This window comes from Blastococcus sp. CT_GayMR19, assembly GCF_004570385.1.
Lineage (GTDB): Bacteria > Actinomycetota > Actinomycetes > Mycobacteriales > Geodermatophilaceae > Blastococcus_B.
Window position 1 is genome coordinate 104243 of sequence record NZ_SPQL01000004.1, and the last position, 21904, is coordinate 126146.

Annotated in this window: 17 protein-coding genes; 8 read left to right on the plus strand and 9 right to left on the minus strand. The window is 72.4% G+C overall.

All coding sequences use genetic code 11. The features are described from left to right. Positions 1 to 24: 24 nt before the first annotated feature. Positions 25 to 2319 carry a (Fe-S)-binding protein gene (locus E4P39_RS07385; RefSeq protein WP_135135758.1) on the minus strand — a complete coding sequence of 765 codons (2295 nt, stop codon included), beginning with the start codon at positions 2317 to 2319 and terminating at the stop codon, positions 25 to 27. A 330-nt stretch (positions 2320 to 2649) separates the two neighbouring features. Continuing rightward, entirely contained in the window at positions 2650 to 3651 is a 1002-nt protein-coding gene (locus tag E4P39_RS07395; protein WP_135135759.1) for a type IV toxin-antitoxin system AbiEi family antitoxin domain-containing protein, read from the minus strand. Positions 3652 to 3933: 282 nt separating this feature from the next. On the opposite strand from E4P39_RS07395, the gene dnaK reads away from it, so the two are divergent. The 5 genes from dnaK (at position 3934) to E4P39_RS07420 (ending at position 8737) form a co-directional block, all read left to right on the plus strand. Continuing rightward, a complete protein-coding gene (dnaK, locus tag E4P39_RS07400) occupies positions 3934 to 5793 on the plus strand; it encodes a molecular chaperone DnaK (protein WP_135135760.1) in 1860 nt (619 codons plus the stop codon). Further along, complete coding sequence (grpE, locus tag E4P39_RS07405) at positions 5790 to 6503, plus strand: nucleotide exchange factor GrpE (RefSeq protein WP_135135761.1); 714 nt, start codon at positions 5790 to 5792, stop codon at positions 6501 to 6503. The genes dnaK and grpE overlap by 4 nt, the downstream gene beginning before the upstream one ends. 76 nt (positions 6504 to 6579) lie before the next feature. Continuing rightward, positions 6580 to 7770 (plus strand): molecular chaperone DnaJ, encoded by a 1191-nt coding sequence (gene dnaJ, locus E4P39_RS07410; protein ID WP_135135762.1) that lies wholly within the window; start codon positions 6580 to 6582, stop codon positions 7768 to 7770. Then, entirely contained in the window at positions 7767 to 8222 is a 456-nt protein-coding gene (locus E4P39_RS07415) for a helix-turn-helix transcriptional regulator (RefSeq protein ID WP_135135763.1), read from the plus strand. Before dnaJ ends, E4P39_RS07415 begins: the two co-directional genes overlap by 4 nt. Next, a complete protein-coding gene (locus tag E4P39_RS07420; protein ID WP_135135764.1) occupies positions 8219 to 8737 on the plus strand; it encodes a helix-turn-helix domain-containing protein in 519 nt (172 codons plus the stop codon). The genes E4P39_RS07415 and E4P39_RS07420 overlap by 4 nt, the downstream gene beginning before the upstream one ends. Here E4P39_RS07420 and E4P39_RS07425 read toward each other — a convergent pair. The 6 genes from E4P39_RS07425 to E4P39_RS07450 all read right to left on the minus strand — a co-directional run bounded on the left by E4P39_RS07425 (position 8734) and on the right by E4P39_RS07450 (position 15921). Then, positions 8734 to 10485, minus strand: coding sequence for an L-lactate permease (locus E4P39_RS07425; protein WP_135135765.1), 1752 nt, complete (start codon positions 10483 to 10485; stop codon positions 8734 to 8736). The two genes, E4P39_RS07420 and E4P39_RS07425, sit on opposite strands and share 4 nt — an antisense overlap. A 40-nt stretch (positions 10486 to 10525) precedes the next feature. Next, positions 10526 to 11899 carry a heterodisulfide reductase-related iron-sulfur binding cluster gene (locus tag E4P39_RS07430; RefSeq protein WP_135135766.1) on the minus strand — a complete coding sequence of 458 codons (1374 nt, stop codon included), beginning with the start codon at positions 11897 to 11899 and terminating at the stop codon, positions 10526 to 10528. After that, on the minus strand, positions 11899 to 13176 hold the full coding sequence (locus tag E4P39_RS07435; protein ID WP_209306414.1) for an FAD-binding oxidoreductase: 1278 nt from the start codon (positions 13174 to 13176) through the stop codon (positions 11899 to 11901). Before E4P39_RS07435 ends, E4P39_RS07430 begins: the two co-directional genes overlap by 1 nt. After that, entirely contained in the window at positions 13176 to 14732 is a 1557-nt protein-coding gene (locus E4P39_RS07440) for an FAD-linked oxidase C-terminal domain-containing protein (RefSeq protein WP_135135767.1), read from the minus strand. The genes E4P39_RS07435 and E4P39_RS07440 overlap by 1 nt, the downstream gene beginning before the upstream one ends. A 190-nt stretch (positions 14733 to 14922) precedes the next feature. Then, positions 14923 to 15366 (minus strand): OsmC family protein, encoded by a 444-nt coding sequence (locus E4P39_RS07445; RefSeq protein ID WP_135135768.1) that lies wholly within the window; start codon positions 15364 to 15366, stop codon positions 14923 to 14925. A gap of 96 nt (positions 15367 to 15462) precedes the next feature. Beyond that, positions 15463 to 15921 carry a MarR family transcriptional regulator gene (locus tag E4P39_RS07450; protein ID WP_135135769.1) on the minus strand — a complete coding sequence of 153 codons (459 nt, stop codon included), beginning with the start codon at positions 15919 to 15921 and terminating at the stop codon, positions 15463 to 15465. A gap of 202 nt (positions 15922 to 16123) precedes the next feature. Between E4P39_RS07450 and clpB the strand changes: the two genes are divergently transcribed. Further along, positions 16124 to 18718, plus strand: a complete 2595-nt coding sequence (clpB, locus tag E4P39_RS07455) for an ATP-dependent chaperone ClpB (RefSeq protein WP_135135770.1) — start codon at positions 16124 to 16126, stop codon at positions 18716 to 18718. Positions 18719 to 18843: 125 nt separating this feature from the next. Beyond that, positions 18844 to 19545, plus strand: coding sequence for a hypothetical protein (locus E4P39_RS07460; RefSeq protein WP_135135771.1), 702 nt, complete (start codon positions 18844 to 18846; stop codon positions 19543 to 19545). A gap of 15 nt (positions 19546 to 19560) precedes the next feature. Here E4P39_RS07460 and E4P39_RS07465 read toward each other — a convergent pair whose 3' ends face one another. Then, a complete protein-coding gene (locus E4P39_RS07465; protein ID WP_135135772.1) occupies positions 19561 to 20025 on the minus strand; it encodes a hypothetical protein in 465 nt (154 codons plus the stop codon). 107 nt (positions 20026 to 20132) lie between these two features. Between E4P39_RS07465 and E4P39_RS07470 the strand changes: the two genes are divergently transcribed. Next, positions 20133 to 21830 carry a molybdopterin-dependent oxidoreductase gene (locus tag E4P39_RS07470; protein WP_209306415.1) on the plus strand — a complete coding sequence of 566 codons (1698 nt, stop codon included), beginning with the start codon at positions 20133 to 20135 and terminating at the stop codon, positions 21828 to 21830. The last annotated feature ends 74 nt before the right edge of the window (positions 21831 to 21904 follow it).

A 21904-nucleotide genomic window follows, 5' to 3' on the forward strand; every position in this document is an offset into this window, starting at 1 on the left:
CGCGCCGCCGTCCAGTGTCGGTGCTCAGGCCTGGGGGCCGTGCTCCGTGGCGGGGGAACCGGCGCCGGCCGGGTCGTCGGAGACGGTGCCGACCTCGGGACCGGACGCCGCGCCGGGCGCACCGACCGGGGCCATCGACCGCAGCAGGATCTGGCTGACGTCGAGGACCTCGACGTGGTCCTTGGCCTCCCCGTTCTGCTTCTTGGTGTTGAGCGCGTCGCTGAGCATGGTGATGCAGAACGGGCAGGCCGTGGAGATGACGTCGGGATCGAGCTCGAGCGCCTCCTCGGTCCGCTCCATGTTGATCCGCTTGCCGATCTTCTCCTCCATCCACATGCGCGCCCCGCCGGCGCCGCAGCAGAAGCCGCGGTCCTTGCAGCGGTGCATCTCCTGCGTGGACAGACCCTGGACGGAGTCCAGGATCTCGCGCGGGGGCGTGTAGACCTTGTTGTGCCGGCCCAGGAAGCACGGGTCGTGGTAGGTGACCTTGCGGTCGACCGGCGTGACCGGGGTCAGCCGGCCCTCCTCCACCAGCTTGCCCAGCAGCTGGGTGTGGTGGACGACCTCGTAGTCGCCGCCGAGCTGGGGGTACTCGCGGCCGAGCGAGTTGAAGCAGTGCGGGCAGGTGGCCACGATCTTGCGCATCCCCGGCACCCGGCCCTCGAAGGCGGCGTTGAGCGTCTCGACGTTCTCCATCGCCAGCTGCTGGAAGAGGAACTCGTTGCCCATCCGGCGGGCCGGGTCGCCCGAGCAGGTCTCGCCGGAGCCGAGGACGGCGAACTCGACGTCGGCCAGGTGCAGCAGCTCGGCGACGGCCTTGGTGACCTTCTTGGCCCGGTCGTCGATGGCGCCGGCACACCCCACCCAGAACAGGTACTCGACCTCGTAGGGGATCGGGCCGTCGACCTGGCGCACCTCGAAGTCGAGGTCCTTCATCCACTCCTCTCGGACGTTGCCGCCCACGCCCCACGGATTGCCGCGGTTCTCGAGGTTCCGCATCATCACGCCGGCCTCGGAGGGGAAGCTCGACTCGATCAGGGTCTGGTAGCGCCGCATGTCCATGATGTGGTCGACGTGCTCGATGTCGACCGGGCACTGCTCCACGCATGCCCCGCAGCTCGTGCAGCTCCACAGGACGTCGGGGTCGATGACCCCGCCCTCCTCCAGCGTGCCGACCAGCGGGCGGTGCGCCTGGGCGTCGTTCGTGCCCTCGATGCGGGCGTATCCGGAGGCCCAGGCCTGCTCGTCGCTGGGCTCGAGGACGTCGTAGTCGGGGGCGGTCTCGCTCGCGGTCTTCTCGCCGAGCAGGTAGGGCGCCTTCGCGTAGAGATGATCGCGGAGGTCCATGATCACCATCTTCGGGCTGAGCGGCTTGCCCGTGTTCCACGCCGGGCACTGGCTCTGGCACCGCCCGCACTCGGTGCAGGTGGTGAAGTCGAGCATCCCCTTCCAGGTGAAGTCCTCGATCTTCCCGCGGCCGAAGACGTCGTCCTCGCCGGGATCCTCGAAGTCGATGGGCTTGCCGCCGCTGGTCATCGGCTGCAGCGGGCCGAGGGCGACGGCGCCGTCGTCCTCACGCTTGAAGTAGATGTTGAAGAAGGCGCTGAACCGGTGCCAGGCGACACCCATGTTCAGGATCCGGCTGATGACGACGAGCCAGACGAGGCTCACCACGATCTTGACGAAGGCGACGACGGTCAGCAGGTCGGGGCTGTCGGGCAGCACGGTGGCCAGCGCGCTGGAGACCGGGTGCGACCAGGCAGGTGTGTCGGTGAGGCCGGAGGAGACCTTCAGGGCGCGGATCAGCAGGATGCAGGTGCCGACGGTGAGGACGACGGCCTCGACGAAGTAGCCGCGCCCCTCGTTGGTGCCGGCGAAGCGGCTCTTCCGGCCCTGCCGGCGCGGGTGGTCCTTCTGGCGCCGGTAGATCAGGTAGAGGATGCCGAGGATGGTGCCGGTGCCGATCAGGTCGGCGAACAGGTTCCACAGGAAGAACTCGCCGATCAGCGGCAGGTGGAACGCCGGGTTCCAGACCTCGCCGAAGGCCTCGACCAGCGTGAGGAACAGGCCGTAGAAGCCGACGAAGACGAACCAGTGGGCGATCCCGATGGTCGACCACTTGAGCATCCGGGTGTGGCCCAGCGACTCGATCGCCAGCGTCTTGAGGCGGGTCTTGACCGGGCCGGAGCGGGTGGCGTCCGGCTGGCCCGTGCGGATGATCCGCACCATCGCCCGGACCGCCCGGTAGGCCATGACCGAGGCGACGATCAGGAACAGGACGCTGATCGTCCCCAGGACGATCTGCAACGGGCCCGTCATCTTCTTCCTCCCGCGTACGCCTGGCGGCGTCGGCCGACTCCCGTCCGCCGTGCGACGACGAGGCTCTGACTGCCTCGCACGATAGCTCCCCGACCGCAGGGCTACTCGCTGGTAATCCAAGCGGTCTGCGGCGGTGGTCGCCGTTCCCGTGCAAGGGGCACGGCGGTCGCCTTCGCGACGTCCGCGGTGTGGTGGACATGTCCGCGCTGTGCTGCCGCACTGTCATCCACTCCGCGGACGTCCACACCGCGGACATCGACACCGCGGACATCGACACCGCGGACGTCCACACCGCGGACGTCCACACCGCGGACGTCCACACCGCGGACGTCAGCCGGTGCGCGGGAGGCCGGCGGAGCGGGGCGTCGACGTGAACCGGCGGATCCGGGGTCCGGGCGCCGCCAGGAGCTCGCGCAGCCGTCCCTCCACGGCCGCCCAGCGAGCCGTGACCAGATCCGCGTCGGCGACCCGGACCACGCGGACGTCGAGCGCCCGCAGCTCGTCCTCGCGGCGTTTCTCCTCCCACAGCACGCGTTCGGGGGTCCGGTCGCGCCACGGGTCGGTGTACTTGACGCGGCCGTCGAACTCCACGGCGACGGCAGCCGCCTCGAACCAGGCGTCGACCACGCCCACGAGCCGACTGCCGGCCCGGATCTCGACCTGGAGCTCGGGCGAGGGCAGCTCCGCGCCGACGATGCGGAGCCGGCCACGCGTCTCCAGTGGCGACTCGGCGCGTCCGTCGGCGAGCGCGACCGCCCGGGCGGCCCTGCGCCCGCCCCGCCAGGTCGCGGCTCGTTCCGCCGCGTTACGCAACTCCTGCCGGGTGACTCTGCCCGCGAGCAGGCCGCCGTCCATGGCGACGACGGCGTCCTCGAGCGGTTCCTCCCTGGCGACGTCGACGAGCGTGCGGGCGGCCGTGGTCAGGCGGAACGGGCCGCGGATGCTCACCTCGCGGGGATCGAGCGGGGCGCGCGTGACGTGGAACCCGCGTCCGTCATGACCATGCGTGGGGTCGGTGAGACGGACGACGTCCGCGGGCCTCCGCAGCTGCGGAAATCCCCACAGCCGCGCCGCCGACCGGTGGCTGACGGCCGCCGACGGACGGTCCACCGCCAGGAGTACCGCCAGGCAGTCGAGCTGGTGTCGTCGCCCCTGCTCCGCGGCGCGCGCCAGGTCGTCGGCCGCGATGTAGACGCCCCGGCGGAGCCGCTGCCACCGGCCGGATGCGCACAGCTGCCGGATCTCGGGGTGCGCGTACCCCGCGCGCCGGGCGTCGGAGGCGGTGAAGACCCCGCTGTGGCGCTGCGCTACGGAACGAAGGAGCGGATGCACCGCCGAAGTCTGAGCGAGCGACGGGCGGGGCCGCGTGCTCGACGAGGATCCTGTGGACGGCGCCATCCGCGAGTGCCGTCATGTGGTGGAGAAGTCCGCGCTGTAGCCCGGGACTGACGACGACACCGCGGCACCGAGGACGGCGACGACCCGCCCCCGGGAACACGACTCGAATCCATGCCGTTATGGTGGGCAGGAAAGTTGAGCGGACCCCACGCAAGAGTGTTCCGCCAGGCTCCGAGACCAGCACCACCCCGGCACAGATGAGAGAGGTCCACCCCCATGGCTCGAGCGGTCGGCATCGACCTCGGCACCACCAACTCCGTCGTCACCGTCCTCGAGGGCGGTGAGCCGACGGTCATCGCGAACTCCGAGGGTTCACGCACCACCCCGTCGGTCGTCGCCTTCGCCAAGAACGGCGAGGTCCTCGTCGGTCAGTCGGCCAAGAACCAGGCGGTCACCAACGTCGACCGCACCATCCGCTCCGTCAAGCGGCACATGGGCACCGACTGGAAGACCAGCGAGATCGACGGCAAGAAGTACACCCCGCAGGAGATCAGCGCCCGGATCCTGCAGAAGCTCAAGCGCGACGCCGAGACCTACCTGGGCGAGCCGGTGACCGACGCCGTCATCACCGTGCCGGCCTACTTCGAGGACGCGCAGCGCCAGGCCACCAAGGAGGCCGGTGAGATCGCGGGCCTCAACGTCCTGCGCATCGTCAACGAGCCGACCGCGGCCGCGCTGGCCTACGGCCTGGACAAGGGCGAGACCGAGCAGACGATCCTCGTCTTCGACCTCGGTGGCGGCACGTTCGACGTGTCCCTCCTCGAGATCGGGGACGGCGTCATCGAGGTCAAGGCCACCGCCGGTGACAACCACCTCGGCGGCGACGACTGGGACGAGAAGGTCATGACCCACCTGGTCAAGACCTTCAACGCGTCCAACGGCATCGACCTGTCCAAGGACAAGCTGGCCATGCAGCGCCTCCGGGAGGCCGCCGAGAAGGCCAAGATCGAGCTGTCCCAGGCGCAGTCGACCAACATCAACCTGCCCTACATCACCGCCGGGGCCGAGGGTCCGCTGCACCTCGACGTCACGATCACCCGCGCCGAGTTCCAGCGGCTCACCCAGGACCTGCTCGAGCGCACCCGCGCGCCGTTCAACCAGGCGATCCGCGACGCCGGCATCTCCGTCGGCCAGATCGACCACGTCGTCCTCGTCGGTGGCTCGACCCGCATGCCCGCCGTCACGGACCTGGTCCGTGAGATGACCGGTGGCAAGGAGCCCAACAAGGGCGTCAACCCGGACGAGGTCGTGGCCATCGGCGCCGCGCTCCAGGCCGGTGTCCTCCGCGGCGAGGTCAAGGACGTGCTGCTCCTCGACGTCACCCCGCTGTCCCTGGGCATCGAGACGAAGGGCGGGATCATGACCAAGCTCATCGAGCGGAACACCACGATCCCGACCAAGCGCTCCGAGATCTTCACGACGGCCGACGACAACCAGCCGTCCGTGCAGATCCAGGTCTTCCAGGGCGAGCGCGAGATGGCGGCCTACAACAAGAAGCTCGGCATGTTCGAGCTGACCGGCCTGCCCCCGGCGCCGCGCGGCGTCCCGCAGATCGAGGTCGCCTTCGACATCGATGCCAACGGCATCGTCCACGTCCACGCGAAGGACCTCGGCACGGGCAAGGAGCAGTCGATGACGATCACCGGCGGCTCGGCCCTCCCGAAGGACGACATCGAGCGGATGATGAAGGACGCCGAGGCCCACGCCGAGGAGGACAAGAAGCGCCGCGAGGAGGCCGAGACCCGCAACCTGGCCGAGTCGCTGCAGTACCAGACCGAGAAGTTCCTCGCGGAGAACGGCGACAAGATCCCCGCGGAGAAGAAGGAGGAGCTCGGCGAGGCGCTGACCGAGCTGCGCTCGTCCCTCGGCGGCTCCGACATCGACGCGATCAAGTCCGCGCAGGAGAAGGTCGCGCGGGTCTCGCAGGAGATCGGCGGGGCCATGTACGCCCAGCACGAGGCCGCTGACACCGGGGCGAGCGAGGGCACCGGCACCGCCGGGACGCCGGGCAGCTCCCAGGACGACGACGTCGTCGACGCCGAGATCGTCGACGAGAGCGACGACAAGCGGTCATGACAGAGCCGCAGGAGCCGCGCGTCGTCATCAACGACAGGCGGCGCATCGACCCGGTCACGGGTGCGCGGCGGGTGCCGGCCGGCGAGCAGCCGGCCGGCACCCCCGCCCCCGACCGCCCGGCCAACGCAGCCGTCCCAGGGGAGCAGATGAGCGAGCAGGAGAGCCCGGTCGCCGAGCAGCCGACGGCGGCCCCGACGACGGGCGACAGCGGGGGCGGTGATCTGGCGAGCCAGCTGGCGGAGCGCACCGAGGACCTCCAGCGGGTCAGCGCGGAGTACGCCAACTACCGGCGCCGGGTGGACCGCGACCGCTCGCTGGTCGTCGACCAGGCGGCCGAGCGGTTCGCACTGCAACTGTTCCCGATCATCGACGACATCGAGCGCGCCCGTGACCACGGTGACCTGACCGGTGCCTTCAAGGTGGTCGCGGACCGGGTCCTCGGCCTGGTCGACGGCCTCGGCGTGACCGCGTTCGGGCAGGCGGGCGACGTCTTCGACCCGGCCCTGCACGAGGCGGTCATGCACGACACGTCGCCGGAGGTGTCCGTCCCGACGGCCACCACCGTCCTGCGGCAGGGCTTCCGGCGGGGCGACCGCGTCCTGCGGACGGCGATGGTCGCCGTGACCGATCCCGAGTCCCCGGCGGCCCAGCCGGAGGCCACGGACGCCGCAGCGCCGCAGCAGCCGGCCGCCGACCCGGCCGCCGGCTGACCGGCGCCCGCACGAGACGGAGAGGGGGCGGAATGGTGGAGCCGCAGGCTTCTGGTTCCCCACCGGAGGTGTGTCGATGAGCACCCGGGACTTCATCGAGAAGGACTACTACGCCGCGCTGGGCGTCCCCAAGGACGCCGACGCCGCGGCGATCAAGAAGGCCTACCGGCAGCTGGCGCGTGATCTGCACCCGGACAAGAACCCGGGGAACGACGCGGCGGAGACCCGCTTCAAGGAGGTCTCCGAGGCCTACGACGTCCTCTCCGACCCGAAGCGGCGCGGTGAGTACGACGAGGCTCGCCGGCTGTTCGGAGCCGGTGGCCGTGCTGGAGGGTTCCCCGGCGGATTCCCCGGTGCGGGCGGTGGGCAGCCGTTCGACCTCGGCGACCTGCTCGGTGGTGCGGGCGGCGGGCGCGCCGGTGGTCTCGGCGACCTGTTCGGCGGTCTCTTCGGCGGCGCCGGCCAGGGCACGGCGCGCGGCCGGAGCCAGGCGGCGTCCGGGCCGGCCCGTGGCCAGGACGTGGAGACCGAGGCGACGCTCTCGTTCGACGAGGCCGTCCTGGGTGTGACCGTGCCGCTGCGGATGCAGAGCCCCGGCACGTGCCCGACCTGCTCGGGCAGCGGCGCCAAGCCGGGGACCTCGCCGCACACCTGCACCGTCTGCCAGGGCGCGGGGGTCACCAGCCGGAGCCAGGGCGCGTTCGCGTTCTCCGAGCCGTGCCGCGCCTGCCGTGGCACCGGTTCGGTCATCGACGACCCCTGCCCGACGTGTGCCGGCAGCGGGATCACCTCCCAGACCCGGACGATCACGGTTCGCATCCCGGCCGGCGTCAAGGACGGCCAGCGCATCCGGCTGGCCGGCAAGGGGGCCCCGGGCAGGCGCGGCGGCCCGGCCGGCGACCTGTTCGTCGTCGTCCACGTCGCTGAGCACACCCTGTTCGGCCGCAAGGGCGAGGACCTCACGCTGACCGTGCCGATCACGTTCGCCGAGGCATCCCTCGGGACGACGCTGACGGTGCCCACGCTGGACGGCAGCGTCTCGCTCAAGGTGCCGGCCGGGACGGCGAGCGGCCGGACCCTCCGCGTGCGCGGTCACGGTGTACCGGGCAAGGGCAGGACCGGAGACCTGCTGGTCACGCTCGAGGTGGCGGTGCCGGTCCGGCTCACACCCGCGCAGCGCAAGGTGATCGAGAACCTCGCCGAGGAGATGGACGAGGACCCGCGGCCGCAGATCACCGCGGCCGTGCGGGAGGGAGCGCAGGGATGACCAGCCCGACCGGCCGGGCGGCCGCGCAGGACTTCGCCGGCGCGATGGCCGAGGACGCACCCGTCTTCGTCATCTCGGTGGCGGCCGAACTGGCCGGCATGCACGCCCAGACGCTGCGCCAGTACGACCGGCTCGGTCTGGTCAGCCCGGGCCGCACCCAGGGCGGGGGACGCCGCTACAGCCCCCGCGACGTGGCCCTGCTCCGTGAGGTGCAGCGGCTGTCGCAGGAGGACGGCGTCAACCTGGCCGGCATCAAGCGGATCATCGAGCTCGAGTCCCGGGTCGAGGCGCTGCAGTCCCGGGTGCACGAGCTGCTCGAGGAGCTGGAGCTCTCGGAGGGCCGGCGGATGGCGGCGGAGGCGGCGGTGCCGGCCGGGTACCGCCGCGACCTCGTCCCGCTGCGGGCGCCCAGCTCGGCGCTCGTCGTCTGGCGGCCCCGGACCGGCCGGTGAACGGCGATCGGCAGCCGACCTCCCCGCCCGCCGGGCCGAACGCCCCGCAGGAGGGATTCGGCCGGCTGGAGCGGGAGATCGCCCTGCTGCTGCGCCGCGCGCGTGTGATCTCGCAGCGTCTCTCCGGGGAGCTGCACCCCGATCTGGACGGATCCGCCTACGGCCTGCTGGCGCTGCTGCAGGACCTCGGCCCGCTCCGGGCCGGCGACCTGGTCGCGCGGCTCGGCCAGGACAAGAGCACCGTGAGCCGGCAGGTCACCAAGCTGGTCGAGCTGGGCCTGGTCGACCGGACGGCGGACCCCGTCGACGGACGTGCGCAGGTGCTCGCCCCGTCACCGGATGGCTCGGCCCGCCTCGAGCGGATCCGGGCGGCCCGCCGCGCGCGCTGGGAGGCCGACCTCGCCGACTGGCCGGCCGACGACGTCGCGACGCTGGGTGAGCTGCTGGCCCGGCTCAACCGGCTCGGCGAGGCGCGCGACGACGTCCGGCCGGGGGAGCGCCCCCAGAGCCCTTAGCCGGGCACCATCCAGCTGAGCACCGGGCTGGCCTGCAGGACCACGATCGCGCACATGAACAGCAGGAGCAGGATGCTCCAACCGAACACCTTGCGGAACAGCTCCCCTTCCTTGCCCGCCATGCCCACGGCGGCCGCCGCGATGGCGAGGTTCTGCGGGCTGACCATCTTGCCCAGGACGCCACCGGAGGTGTTGGCGGCGGCGAGCAGCACCGGGTCCAACCCGGCCTGAGCCGCGGTCTGCACCTGCAGGGCACCGAACAGCGCGTTGGCCGAGGTGTCCGAGCCGGTCACCGCCACCCCGATCCAGCCGAGGATGGGGGAGAGGAAGACGAAGAAGCTGCCGGTCTGGGCGAGGAAGGCGCCGAGGGTGGTCGTCTGGCCCGACTGGTTCATCACGTAGGCCAGGGCGAGGACCGCCATGACGGTGACGATCGCCCACTTGAGTTCTTTGTAGGTGTCGACGTAGGCCTTGAGGGCACGAGCCGGGGACACCTTCAGCACGATCGCGGTGAGGATCCCCGCGAAGATCATCAGCGTGCCCGCAGCGGCGAACCAGTTGAACGTGAACGTGGTGGACGCGAGCGGTTCGTCGGCGCCGGGGGCGAGCACGTTCAGCCCGGGCCACGGGAACTTGACCGTCCACGGCGCCTCGGCGAAGAACGCCTTCACGGGGGCGAGATTGGCCAGCGCGAAGATCACGATGATGATCAGGTACGGGGCGTAGGCCTTGGCGACGTCGCCACCGTGGTCGGACAGGTGCCCGTCGGCGGCCCCGCCTCCGCCGGTACGCGGCGCGTTCCGGTCGTGCGCCCGCTGCTCACCCGGCTCGTCGCCCAGCGTCTCCCCGGCGGTCGCCCCGCCGCCGCCCATGGCGGCGGTGGCGTGCGCCTGCTCGGAGAGATCCGGGGACTCCGACGGCTGCCACACGCGCAGCAGCCCCACGACGGCGGCCGCGGACACGAGCGCCGCGATGATGTCGGCGAGCGGCACGGAGATGTAGTTGGCGGCGATGAACTGGGCGATGGCGAAGGAGATCCCCGAAACGATCGCCGGCAGCCAGGTCTGCCGCACACCGCGCTTCCCGTCGACCACGAAGACGAGCACCAGCGGGACGATGACCGCGAGGATCGGCGTCTGCCGGCCGACCATCGCGCCGAGGGTGTCCACGGTCAGGCGCGCGTCGTCGTTCACACCGGAGGTCACCGTCGCGAGCGTGACGATCGGCGTGGCCAGGGCGCCGAAGGCGACCGGTGCGGTGTTGGCGATCAGGGCCACCGCCGCCGCCTTGATCGGCTGGAAGCCCATCGCCATGAGCATGACGACGGTGATGGCCACCGGGGTGCCGAAACCGGCGAGTGCCTCGAGCAGGGCGCCGAAGCAGAAGGCGATGATGATCGCCTGGATCCGCTGGTCGGGGCTGACCTTCGCGAACGAGCGGCGCAGGACGTCGAAGTGGCCGCTGGCGACCGTCAGGTTGTAGACCCAGATCGCGTTGATGACGATCCAGAGGATCGGGAAGAACCCGAACGCGGCGCCCTCCGTGGCCGACAGCAGGGTCTGGCCGACGGGCATCGAGAAGAACACCACCGCCACGACCATGGAGACCAGCAGGGAGACCAACCCGGCGATCCAGGCTTTGACCTTCAGCGCCCCTAGCAGCACGAAGAGGGTGACGAGCGGGATCGCCGCGCACAGGGCGCTGAGCCCGAGCGATCCGGCTACCGGGTCGAGGACCTGCTGGAACATCGGCATCTCACTTCGTCCGGAGCGGAAGGGGAGGGGAGTGCTACTTCGAGTCGCCGAGGAGAGCCGAGACCGGCAGCCCGCGGATGGAGGCGTCGAGGACCTCGATGGTGTGCGCCATGCCCACGCGCGCGCCCTGCCGGTCCAGGGACGCCGCGACCTGCATGAGACAGCCCGGATTCGCCGTGACCAGCAGCGCGGCGCCCGTCGCGACGATGTTCTGGGCCTTGCGGTCGCCGAGCTCGCGCGCCGGCTCGGGGTTCAGGACGTTCCAGATGCCGGCCGAGCCGCAGCAGATGGCGGCGTCGGCGATCTCGCGCACCTCGAGGCCGGGGATCGCGCCGAGCAGCGCCCGGGGCTGGGCCCGGACGCCTTGGGCGTGCGCCAGGTGGCAGGCGTCGTGATAGGCGACGCTGACCTCGAGGGGGTGGCGCTCCGCCACCGGCCCGAGCTCGGCGAGGAACTCCGAGATGTCCCGGACCCGGTCCGAGAACCCCTTCGCCCGCTCGGCGTAGTCCGGATCGTCGGAGAGGAGGTCGGCGTACTCCTTCATGCTCGATCCGCAGCCCGCGGCGTTCACCACGACGGTGTCCACGCCCTCCTTCTCGAACACGTCGATGGTCGCCCGGGCGAAGCGCTGGGCCTCCGGCTCGCGGCCGTTGTGCACCGAGAGGGCCCCGCAGCAGCCCTGCGACGGCGGAACGATGACGTCGCAGCCCTCGGCGGCCAGGACCCGTGCGGTCGCGGCGTTCACCCCGGGGAAGAACTCACCCTGCACGCAGCCGGTGAGCAGGCCGACGACGGCGCGCCGGGGCCCGACGGCGGGCACCCGCGCCGGGACCCGCTCACGCTTGCGGAGCGGTGGCGCCAGGCTCTCCATGGCGGCCAGCTTCGGGGCCAGCCGCTCCAGCAGGCGGCTGCGGCGGAGCAGCTGCGGCAGGCCGCTGTGCTGGTAGGCGCGCAGGGGGCCCCGGAGGAGACGAAGGCGCCGCTTGTACGGGAAGAGCGCGAAGATGGCGCCGCGCAGGGCCCGGTCCCCGGGCGTCCGGTCGTGGTTCCGCTCGACCTGGGCCCGCGTCGCCTCGATGAGCTTGTCGTACTGCACGCCGGAGGGGCAGGCGGTCACGCAGGCCATGCAGCCGAGGCAGGCGTCGTAGTGCTGCACCATGGAATCGGTCATGGGCTCGCCCTCGAGCCCCGACTTCATCAGGTAGATCCGGCCGCGGGGCGAGTCCATCTCCTCGCCCCACAGGTTGTACGTGGGGCAGGTGGGCAGGCAGAACCCGCAGTGCACGCAGTCGCTGACCAGCTCCGGCGGGGGCGGCCGGTGGTCGTCGAAGGCGCCGCGGAGAGCCGGCAGCCCGAGGGGGACCGCCCCCTCGGCAGCCGGCCGGGTCCGGTCGGTCGAGCTGGTCATCAGATCCCTCCCACGAAGCGGCCGGGTGCCAGGCGGCGCTCCGGGTCGAAGCGGTCCTTCACCCGCTGCATGAGGTCGATCGCCGGGACCGGCCCCCAGGTGTCCACCGCGGCCTTGACCGCGGGCGGTCCGTCGAGGACGACGAGCGCGCCGCCGAGCGCGGTGCACTCGGCGCGCAGCCGGTCGACGACCGAGCCGACGGCGCCCGGGTCTGCGTCGGCGGACACCGCGCCGTAGAGGACGCCGGCGCCGCCGGAACCGCGCAGGTCCAGCCGCACGCCGGCGGCGGCGGACGCGGTGCGCGCGACGTCGAGCACCCGGGCCAGGCCGGACAGGGCGAAGGTGGCCTTGAGTGCCGTCTGCCTCTCGGCCGGAGCGGCGGCGGCCCAGGGGAAGGTGCCCCAGCCCGGGGGGAGGTCGGCGTCCTCGCGGGCGTCGGACCCGAGCAGCCGCAGCGTGGTGGCGGTGCGCCCCGCGACCCCCGCCTCGATGCCGTCGAGGAGGACGGCGACGGTGCCCTGCCCCTCGGCGGGCCGGTCGACCTCGATGGCTCCGGGCACCACCTGCGCGTGGATCACCTGCTGCACCAACCGCTGCGCCTCCTCCGGACGGTCGAAGCCGACGGTGACCACGCGCCGCGCCGCCGGCAGGGGGTGCAGGCGGAACACCGCCTGGGTGAGGACGGCCAGGGTGCCGAAGGACCCGATGAAGAGCTTGCCGATGTCGTAGCCCGCGACGTTCTTGACGACCCGGCCCCCGGCCTTGGCGATCACCCCGTCGCTACGGACGACCGTGACCCCGATGAGGAGGTCGCGCGCGGTGCCGGTGGCCACCCGCCCGGGGCCGCTGAGGTTCGTGGCGAGCGCCCCGCCGACGCTGGAGTCGCCGACCGGGTCGTCGAGGGCGAACCGCTGGCCGGCGCCGGCCACGGTCTCCTGGACGGCGGCGAGGGGCGCCCCCGCCTGGGCCTCCACGATGAGGTCGCCGGCCGCGTGGTCGACGACGGCGTCCATGCGGCTGAGGTCCACGACGAGGTCGACCCGCTCCGGGGGCCTGCCCCAGGTCATCTTCGTGCCCCGCCCCCGGGGCACGACGGTGAGCCCCGCGGCATCGGCGGCACGCAGCACCTCGGCCACCTCCGCGGTCGAGGCCGGGCGGGCGACGAGAGCGGGGGGCACGCCGTCGACGGCGTCGTCCGGCCCGGCGTCGGTGACGTCCCCGCAGGCGGATCCGAGCGCGGAGCGGGCGGCGTCGAGGTCGATCGTGGGAGCGCTCATCAGAACTGCTCCGCCAGACCGGCCTCGACCAGTGGGTGCGCGCCCCGGTGCCGGCCGGGAACCTCGCCGCACAGTCGCGGCGTCGGGAAGACCTTCCCGGGGTTGGCGATGTTGTCCGGGTCGAAGGCACAGCGGACCAGCTGCATCGTGTCCAGGTCGTCCTCCGAGAACATCCGCGGCATGTACGCGGCCTTGTCGATGCCCACCCCGTGCTCTCCGGTGATCGACCCGCCGGAGGAGATGCAGAGGTCGAGGATGGCCCCGCTGACCTTCTCGGCCGCCTTCCCCGCACCCTCGATCGCGTCGTCGAACAGCACCAGGGGGTGCAGGTTGCCGTCGCCGGCGTGGAACACGTTGGCGACCCGGACGCCGGAGGACGAGGAGAGGTCGGCGATCGCGCGCAGCACCTGGGGCAGCGAGGTCCGCGGGATCACGCCGTCCTGGACGATGTAGTCCGGGCTGATCCGCCCGACCGCGGCGAACGCCGACTTGCGGCCCTTCCAGATCAGCGCCCGCTCCGCGGGATCGACCGCCACCCGCAGCTCGAAGCTGCCGTGCTCGCCGCAGAGCCGCTCCACCTCGGCGAACTCGTGGTCGACCTCGGCCGTCGCCCCGTCGAGCTCGATGACCAGCACCGCGCCGGCACCGGCCGGATAACCGCAGTGCGTCGCCGCCTCGGCCGCCTCGATCGCCAGCGCGTCCATCATCTCGATGGCGGCCGGGACGATGCCGGCGCCGATGATGGCCGACGTCGCGGCGCCGGCGTCGTCCGTGGACGCGAAGCCGGCCAGCAGGGTGCGGACGTCCTCCGGAAGCCGCACCAGGCGGACGGTCACCGACGTCGCCACTCCCAGCGTGCCTTCCGAGCCCACGACCGCGCCGAGGAGGTCGTAGCCCGGCGCGTCGGGTGCCAGGCCGCCGAGCTGCACGATCTCGCCCTGCGGCGTGACGAACTCGGCGCCGAGGACGTGGTTGGTGGTGAAGCCGTACTTCAGGCAGTGCGCGCCGCCGGAGTTCTCGGCGAGGTTGCCGCCGATCGAGCAGATCTGCTGGCTGCTGGGGTCGGGCGCGAAGTAGTAGCCGCCCCCGGTGGTCGCCTTCGTGATGTCGAGATTGATGACGCCGGGCTCGACGACGGCTCGCTGGTCCTCCCGCCGGACCTCGCGGACGGCGCGCATCCGTGACGTCACGATCAGCACGCCGTCGGCCCGGGGGAGGGCGCCGCCGGACAGTCCGGTCCCCGAGCCGCGAGCCACGAACGGCACGCCGTGCTCCGAGCACGCGCGGACGACGGCGGCGACCTGTTCCGCGGTCTCCGGCAGCACCACGAGCGAGGGGATGACCTTGTAGTGGGCCAGCCCGTCGCACTCGTACGTGCGCAGCCGGAGGTGGTCGTCGATCACGCTGTCGGGCGGCAGCGCCGCGCGGACGGCACGCGTCACCGCGGCGACGGCGGCCGGATCGGCGTCGGCGCGACCGGTCGCCTCCGTCTCCTCCGGTGGCACGGGCCCGGGGACGGGTCCGGCCGTTTCCGTCGTTCCGTGCGTGCCGGTCATCGTCGTGTGCCTCTCGGGAAGCCGTGGATGCCCTGCCCGGCCGGCTCCGGCTGCCACCCGCACGCCGGGGAGAAGCGGGTGCGCGTGGGCCGGAGCCGTCCGGTGAACAGGTCTCGCATCGTCGCACCGCTCGGCGCCCAGGGCACCTCCGCGGGTGCAAAGTTCCGTTACCGGAACTGGCGGGGAGCGCTCAGCCGCCCAGTGCCGCGTCCAGGCGGATCTCGACGCCGGTCAGTGCCTTGCTGACCGGGCAGCCGGCCTTGGCCTCCTGGGCGGCCTTCTCGAATCCCGCAGCGTCCAGCCCCTCGACCTGCCCGCGCACGGTCAGCAGGATCCCGGTCAGCCGGAACCCGCCGTTGTCCTTGTCCGGGCCGAGGGTGACCTCCGCGGTGACGTCCAGGGATCCCGGCGTGCCGCCGGCCTCCGCCACGTTGGCGGACAACTGCATCGCGAAGCAGGCCGAGTGGGCCGCGGCGACGAGCTCCTCGGGACTGGTCGTGCCGCCGGCGTCGTCCGCGGCCCGCTTGGGGAAGGAGACCTGGTAGGTGCCGACCTTCGAGCTGGAGAGCTCCACCTGGCCGGAGCCCTCCTGGAGCGATCCGGTCCAGGCGGTGTGTGCAGTGCGGGTGGGCATGGCGCCTCCTGCGGGCCGGGCCGCCTCAGGGGTGGACGGCGTCGCCGTCCCGTTACCCGGACCTGTTGCGCACAACCGTCGTCGCGGCGGGAGCCGTCAGGCGCAGAACGCCTCGCCCCGGTTCACCCGGTCGGTGAGCAGGCGGAGGCGCTGCATGAGGTCGCCGAACTCGTCGGCGTCGAAGCCGATGGTCCCGATCATGGACTCGGAGATGCGGAAGGCCCGGTCGCGCAGCGCCCGGCCCTCGTCGGTCAGGGCGATGGACACGGAGCGCTCGTCCTCGACCCGGCGGTGGCGGGTGACCAGCCCGGCGGCCGTGAGCCGCTTCAGGAGGGGCGACAGCGTGCCGCTGTCGAGCGCGAGCCGGGATCCCAGCTGCCCCACGGTCTGGTGGTCGGACTCCCAGAGCAGCATCATGACCAGGTACTGGGGATACGTCAGACCGAGCTCGTCGAGCATCGGGCGGTACCGCGCGGTCACGGCCCGCGAGGCGGCGTACAGCGCGAAGCACAGCTGATCGTCGAGCGCCACGCTCGGCGCGGGCAGAGCGGTCATCGCACAAGTCTAGGGCGCAGATGGTTTTGTGCCATCGGTTGGGCCGCCGCATCGGCGGAGGCGAGGGGCCGCTGGACGCCGGGGGTTGAGCGGAACAGACTCAACTCTATGGTCGTTGTCCCCGGTGAATCCCGTCGGCTGAGGACGACGGTCCACCGCAGCTCCCGAACAGCTCCACTCGGAAGGACGCACCGCAGCCATCATGGAGAGCAAGCTCACCACCCGATCGCAGGAAGCCTTCGCCGCCGCCCAGCGGCTGGCCGTCAGCCGGGGCCAGGCAGCACTCGAACCTCTGCACCTGCTCGCCGCCCTGGTGGAGCAGGCCGACGGCATCGCGGGACCGCTCCTGAAGGCGGTCGGCGCCGATCCCGTCGACGTCCGCGCCAAGACGGAGGCGGCCCTGCGCCGCATGCCCAGCGTCAGTGGCGCGACGGTGTCCGCGCCGTCGCCGTCCCGGGAACTCCTGCGCGTGATCAACGCCGCCGGGGAGCAGGCGAGCGCCCTCGGTGACGAGTACGTCTCGACCGAGCACCTGCTCGTGGGCCTGGCCGGCTCCGACGGCGAGGCCGGCACGGTGCTGAGCAGCACCGGCGCGACCCGCGACGCCCTGCTGGCCGCCTTCCGGACGGTCCGGGGCACCCGCAAGGTCACCACGCCGGATCCCGAGGGCACCTTCCAGGCCCTGGAGAAGTACGCCGTCGACCTCACCCAGCGGGCCCGTGAGGGGAAGATCGATCCCGTCATCGGCAGGGACACCGAGATCCGCCGCGTCGTCCAGGTGCTGTCCCGCCGCACCAAGAACAACCCGGTCCTGATCGGGGAGCCCGGCGTCGGCAAGACCGCGATCGTCGAGGGGCTCGCGCAGCGGATGGTGGCCGGTGACGTGCCGGAGAGCCTGAAGGGCAAGCGACTCATGGCGCTGGACCTGAGCTCGATGGTCGCCGGCGCCAAGTACCGGGGGGAGTTCGAGGAGCGGCTCAAGGCCGTCCTCCAGGAGATCACCGACGCCGAGGGCCAGATCGTCACGTTCATCGACGAGCTGCACACGATCGTCGGGGCCGGTGCGACCGGGGACTCCGCGATGGACGCCGGGAACATGATCAAGCCGATGCTCGCCCGTGGCGAGCTGCGGATGGTGGGCGCCACCACGCTCGACGAGTTCCGCGAGCACATCGAGAAGGACCCGGCGCTGGAGCGGCGCTTCCAGCAGGTCTTCGTGGGCGAGCCGAGCGTCGAGGACACGATCGGCATCCTGCGGGGGCTCAAGGAGCGCTACGAGGTGCACCACGGCGTCCGGATCACCGACACCGCGATCGTCGCGGCCGCGACCCTGTCGGACCGGTACGTCACGGCCCGCTTCCTGCCGGACAAGGCGATCGACCTCGTCGACGAGGCCGCCAGCCGGCTGCGCATGGAGATCGACAGCCGCCCCGTCGAGGTGGACGAGGTCGAGCGCGCCGTCCGCCGCATGGAGATCGAGGAGATGGCCCTGGCCAAGGAGGACGACGAGTCGTCCCTCCAGCGGCTGGCGACGCTCCGCGAGGAGCTGGCCAACCGGCGTCAGGAGCTGGCCGAGCTGACCTTCCGCTGGCAGCAGGACAAGACCGCCATCAGCCGGCTCCAGCACATCAAGGAGGAGCTGGAGCACGTCCGGCTCGAGGCCGAGCGTGCCGAGCGGGACGGCGACCTCGCCCGGGCCGCGGAGCTCCGCTACGGCCGGCTGCCCGAGCTGGAGAAGGCGCTGACCTCCGCGGAGGAGTCGGTGAAGTCCGGGGAGTCGATGCTCAAGGAGGAGGTCGGCCCCGACGACATCGCCGAGGTCGTCCAGGCCTGGACCGGCATCCCCGCCGGCCGGCTGCTCGAGGGCGAGACGCAGAAGCTGCTGCGGATGGAGGAGGGCCTCGCGGCGCGGGTGGTCGGTCAGCCCGAGGCGGTCCGCGCGGTCTCCGACGCCGTCCGTCGTGCGCGGTCCGGCGTCTCCGACCCGGACCGCCCGACCGGCTCCTTCCTCTTCCTGGGCCCGACCGGTGTCGGCAAGACCGAACTGGCCAAGGCGCTGGCGGAGTTCCTCTTCGACGACGAGCGGGCGATGGTCCGGGTCGACATGAGCGAGTACTCGGAGAAGCACTCGGTGGCCCGCCTGGTCGGGGCACCGCCCGGCTACGTCGGGTACGAGGCCGGCGGCCAGCTCACCGAGGCGGTGCGCCGTCGCCCGTACACGGTCGTCCTCCTCGACGAGGTGGAGAAGGCGCACCCCGACGTCTTCGACGTCCTGCTGCAGGTCCTGGACGACGGCCGCCTGACCGACGGGCAGGGCCGGACGGTCGACTTCCGGAACACGATCCTGGTGCTGACGTCGAACCTGGGGTCGCAGCTGATCGCCGACCAATCGGTCCCCGAGGAGCAGCGCCGGGGCGCGGTGATGGAGGTCGTCCGCACGCACTTCAAGCCGGAGTTCCTCAACCGGCTCGACGACGTCGTCGTCTTCCGCGCGCTGGGCAGCGAGGAGCTGGCCGGGATCGTCGACATCCAGGTCGGCGTGCTCGCCCGCCGGCTGGCCGCCCGCCGGCTCACCCTCCGCGTCACCGACGCCGCGCGCGAGTGGCTGGCGCTGAACGGGTTCGACCCGGTCTACGGGGCCCGCCCGCTGCGCCGGCTGGTGCAGTCGGCGATCGGCGACCAGCTGGCCAGGGCGCTGCTGTCCGGCGACATCCGGGACGGCGACGAGGTGGTCGTGGACGCGAACGTCGACTTCGCCGGGCCGGAGGAGGTCGGCCTCACGGTCCGCCGCGGCTGAGAGCGCAGCCCGGGAAGGCGCTGGTCACGTCTCCCTCGAACGGCCGACACGGACGACGGATCCTGGCCTCCACCCTGCCGGTCCAGCATGATCGTCGGGAATACGGAACGACGAGGAGTCGCGGAATGACGGCAGGACAGGGCCCCTACGGCAACCCGGCGGGCGAGAGCGGCGCGCCGGGTCAGCCGGAACCCCAGGGCTGGGGTGCCCCGCAGGGCCCGCCGCCCTATGGCCAGCCGCCGTACGGTCAGCAGCCGTACGGCCAGTCGCCCTATCCGGGGTACGGCGCGGCGCCCACGGCCCCGAGCGGTTACGGGGCACCGACGCCGGTGGAGCGGCCCGTCACCGTGCGCGCCGGCATCGGGGCGTTCGTGGCGTCCGTCGTGATCAGCCTCGTGAGCCAGCTCATCGCCGTGCTCAACATGGACACGCTGACCGACCTCGCCACGACGGAGGCCGGGCTCGGCGAGCTGTCCCCCGAAGAGGCCGAGATGGCCGCGGGGATGGCCGAGACGTTCGGCACCTTCGGAGTCCTGATCGGCCTGCTCTTCACCGCTCTCTTCGCGATGTTCGTCTGGTTCGCCTGGCGCGGGCACAACTGGGCACGGATCGTCCTGTGGGTCCTGGCGGGACTGGGGCTCGTCTTCGGTCTCCTCGGGGCCGGGTTGAGCTCGTCCTTCGGCGTGGCGACCCTTCCCGTCCTCACCTTCCTGGGCTGGGTCGAGATGCTCCTCGACGCGGTCGCGATCGTGCTGCTGGCGCTCAAGCCGTCGAGCGAGTGGTACCGCTACCGCGGGTGGTTGCGCGCCACCGGCCAGCCCGGCTGACCCGGCCGGCGGGGGTCAGGCCCCGACGCCGGGCCGCCCGATCCATCCGACGGTCGGTCGGGCGAGCAGGCTGGTGACGGCCGCGACGGACAGCACCAGCACGAACAGCGAGATCGGGGTCACGCCGCCGATCGAGGCCATTCCGAGCAGCATCAGCCCGGCCAGCAGGAACGACGCGGCCAGCCCGGTCCAGCGCGCCCAGGGGCGCCGCCGGGGCAGGAACCAGGCGGAGACGGCGAGCACGACCCCGACGACGAGGTAGGGAGAGGCACTGACCAGGACGTACCGCGCGGCCTCCGCCTCCGAGTAGTCCGGCCGCGCACGCCCCACCGCCTCGGCCAGCCCCTCCCGCCCCAGCCAGGTGATGGCGGCGTAGAGCAGCAGCATCGCCGCGAGGACCCCCATCAGGCCCACCGCGACGCGGGCGCTGACCGGCATCAGCGGGGCTGCGCCGTCGGGGGTGGGGACGGCACCGGTCACCCCGCCAGCCTCGCAGACCGCGGGATCTGCGATGCCCTCCCGGTGGCGTCGGCAAGAAATGTCGTACGCAATGAATCCAGATGGCGGGCTCGGTTCGAAGACAGAGCGTGACCACCTCGGCGCAGGCCCCCGTAGCCGCCCCGGACTCTCCGGGCGCTCCGCGCGGCCTGCGCAACGCCCTCGCCGCCCTGGCCGGTCTGCTGTCCGCCGCAGTCGCCCTCGGCTTCGCCGAGCTGACCGCCGCGCTGGTGGGACCCGCGTCCTCCCCGGTCATCGCGGTGGGGGACGCCGTCATCACGCTGACGCCGGAGCCGGTCAAGGAGTTCGCGATCCGGAACTTCGGCGAGAACGACAAGATCGTGCTCGTCGCCGGGACGCTGGTCGTCATCGCGGTCTACGCGCTGCTGCTCGGGCTCGTCGCGCTGCGCAGCCGGCCCCTCGGGATCCTCGGGATCGCGCTGTTCGGCTTCGTGGGCGCGCTCGCCGCGTTCACCCGGCCGGCCGGCAGCCTGCTCGACGTCCTGCCCTCGATCGTCGGCGCCGGCGCCGGGATCCTCGCGCTGCTCGCCCTGCTTGTCCCGCTGACCGCCCCATCCGGCGCGGCCGCGGCTCCCGCTCGGCACGGCCGCGAGGCCCCGGCCGCCGGGTCCGCCGATCCCGCCCACGCCGACGAGCGCATGGTGGAACGGCTCCGCGAGATCCTCGGCTCCGGCGACCGCAAGGGTGCCGCGCTCGACCGGCGGCGCTTCTTCCTCACCGGCGGGGTGGCCCTCGGCGTGGCCGCGGTCGCCGGCGGCGGGGGCCGGCTGCTCCAGCGGCGCTTCGACGTCGCCGAGGCGCGCGCCGATCTCAGCCTGCCGAAGCCGGCCTCCGCTGCCGCTGCGTTGCCCCGCGGCGCCGACCTCTCCGGCGAGATCGACGGCCTGACGCCGCTGTTCACCGACAACCGCGAGTTCTACCGCGTCGACACCGCGATCAGCGTGCCGCAGATCCGGCCCAGCGACTACAAGCTGTCGCTGACCGGGATGTTCGACTCGCCGCGCAGCTACACGCTGCCCGAGCTGTTCGAGCGCGACGACGTCATCGAGCGCGACATCACGATCACCTGCGTCTCCAACGAGGTCGGCGGGCAGCTGGCCGGCACCGCCCGGTGGATCGGGATCCCCCTCGGCGCCTTCCTGCGGGAGAACGGCGTGCAGTCGGGCAGCGACCAGCTGGCCTGCCGCGACGTCAACGGCATGACCATCGGCGCGCCGACCCGCTCCGCCCTCGACGTCGAGGACGCGATGCTCGCGTTCGGGATGAACGGCGAGCCGCTGCCGGTCGAGCACGGCTTCCCGGTCCGGATGCTCATCCCCGGGCTCTACGGCTACGTCTCGGCCTGCAAGTGGCTGACCGGCATCGAGGCCACCACGTTCGACGCGTTCGACGCCTACTGGGTCGAGCGCGACTGGGCCGCCGAGGGGCCGATCAAGGTCGCCTCACGGATCGACACCCCGGCCCCGCTGCGCGAGTTCCCGGCCGGCCGCCGCGCCATCGCCGGGGTCGCCTGGGCGCAGACCCGGGGCATCGCCAAGGTCGAGGTACGGGTCGACGAGGAGGACTGGGCCGAGGCCGAGCTGTCCCCGGAGGTCGACGCCGACGTGTGGCGCCAGTGGGTCCTGCCCTACGACTTCCCCGCCGGCCGGCACTCGATCACCGTCCGCGCCACCAGCGCCGACGGCGAGGAGCAGGTCGAGGCCCGCGCCACGCCCTTCCCCTCCGGTTCCACCGGCTGGCACTCCATCCAGGTGGTCGCCGCGTGACCGCCCCCGCCGGCCGCCCGGCCGGCCCACGACTCGTCCCGGCAGCCGCCGGCGACGCGACTCCGGACCGCTCC

Excerpts from the sequence above, each read along its gene's own strand:
- E4P39_RS07385 (WP_135135758.1), bottom strand. The coding sequence starts at position 2,319 with ATGACGGGCCCGTTGCAGATCGTCCTGGGGACGATCAGCGTCCTGTTC.
- dnaK (WP_135135760.1), top strand. The coding sequence starts at position 3,934 with ATGGCTCGAGCGGTCGGCATCGACCTCGGCACCACCAACTCCGTCGTC.
- grpE (WP_135135761.1), top strand. The coding sequence starts at position 5,790 with ATGACAGAGCCGCAGGAGCCGCGCGTCGTCATCAACGACAGGCGGCGC.
- dnaJ (WP_135135762.1), top strand. The coding sequence starts at position 6,580 with ATGAGCACCCGGGACTTCATCGAGAAGGACTACTACGCCGCGCTGGGC.
- E4P39_RS07415 (WP_135135763.1), top strand. The coding sequence starts at position 7,767 with ATGACCAGCCCGACCGGCCGGGCGGCCGCGCAGGACTTCGCCGGCGCG.
- E4P39_RS07425 (WP_135135765.1), bottom strand. The coding sequence starts at position 10,485 with ATGTTCCAGCAGGTCCTCGACCCGGTAGCCGGATCGCTCGGGCTCAGC.
- E4P39_RS07430 (WP_135135766.1), bottom strand. The coding sequence starts at position 11,899 with ATGACCAGCTCGACCGACCGGACCCGGCCGGCTGCCGAGGGGGCGGTC.
- E4P39_RS07435 (WP_209306414.1), bottom strand. The coding sequence starts at position 13,176 with ATGAGCGCTCCCACGATCGACCTCGACGCCGCCCGCTCCGCGCTCGGA.
- E4P39_RS07440 (WP_135135767.1), bottom strand. The coding sequence starts at position 14,732 with ATGACCGGCACGCACGGAACGACGGAAACGGCCGGACCCGTCCCCGGG.
- E4P39_RS07445 (WP_135135768.1), bottom strand. The coding sequence starts at position 15,366 with ATGCCCACCCGCACTGCACACACCGCCTGGACCGGATCGCTCCAGGAG.
- E4P39_RS07450 (WP_135135769.1), bottom strand. The coding sequence starts at position 15,921 with ATGACCGCTCTGCCCGCGCCGAGCGTGGCGCTCGACGATCAGCTGTGC.
- clpB (WP_135135770.1), top strand. The coding sequence starts at position 16,124 with ATGGAGAGCAAGCTCACCACCCGATCGCAGGAAGCCTTCGCCGCCGCC.
- E4P39_RS07460 (WP_135135771.1), top strand. The coding sequence starts at position 18,844 with ATGACGGCAGGACAGGGCCCCTACGGCAACCCGGCGGGCGAGAGCGGC.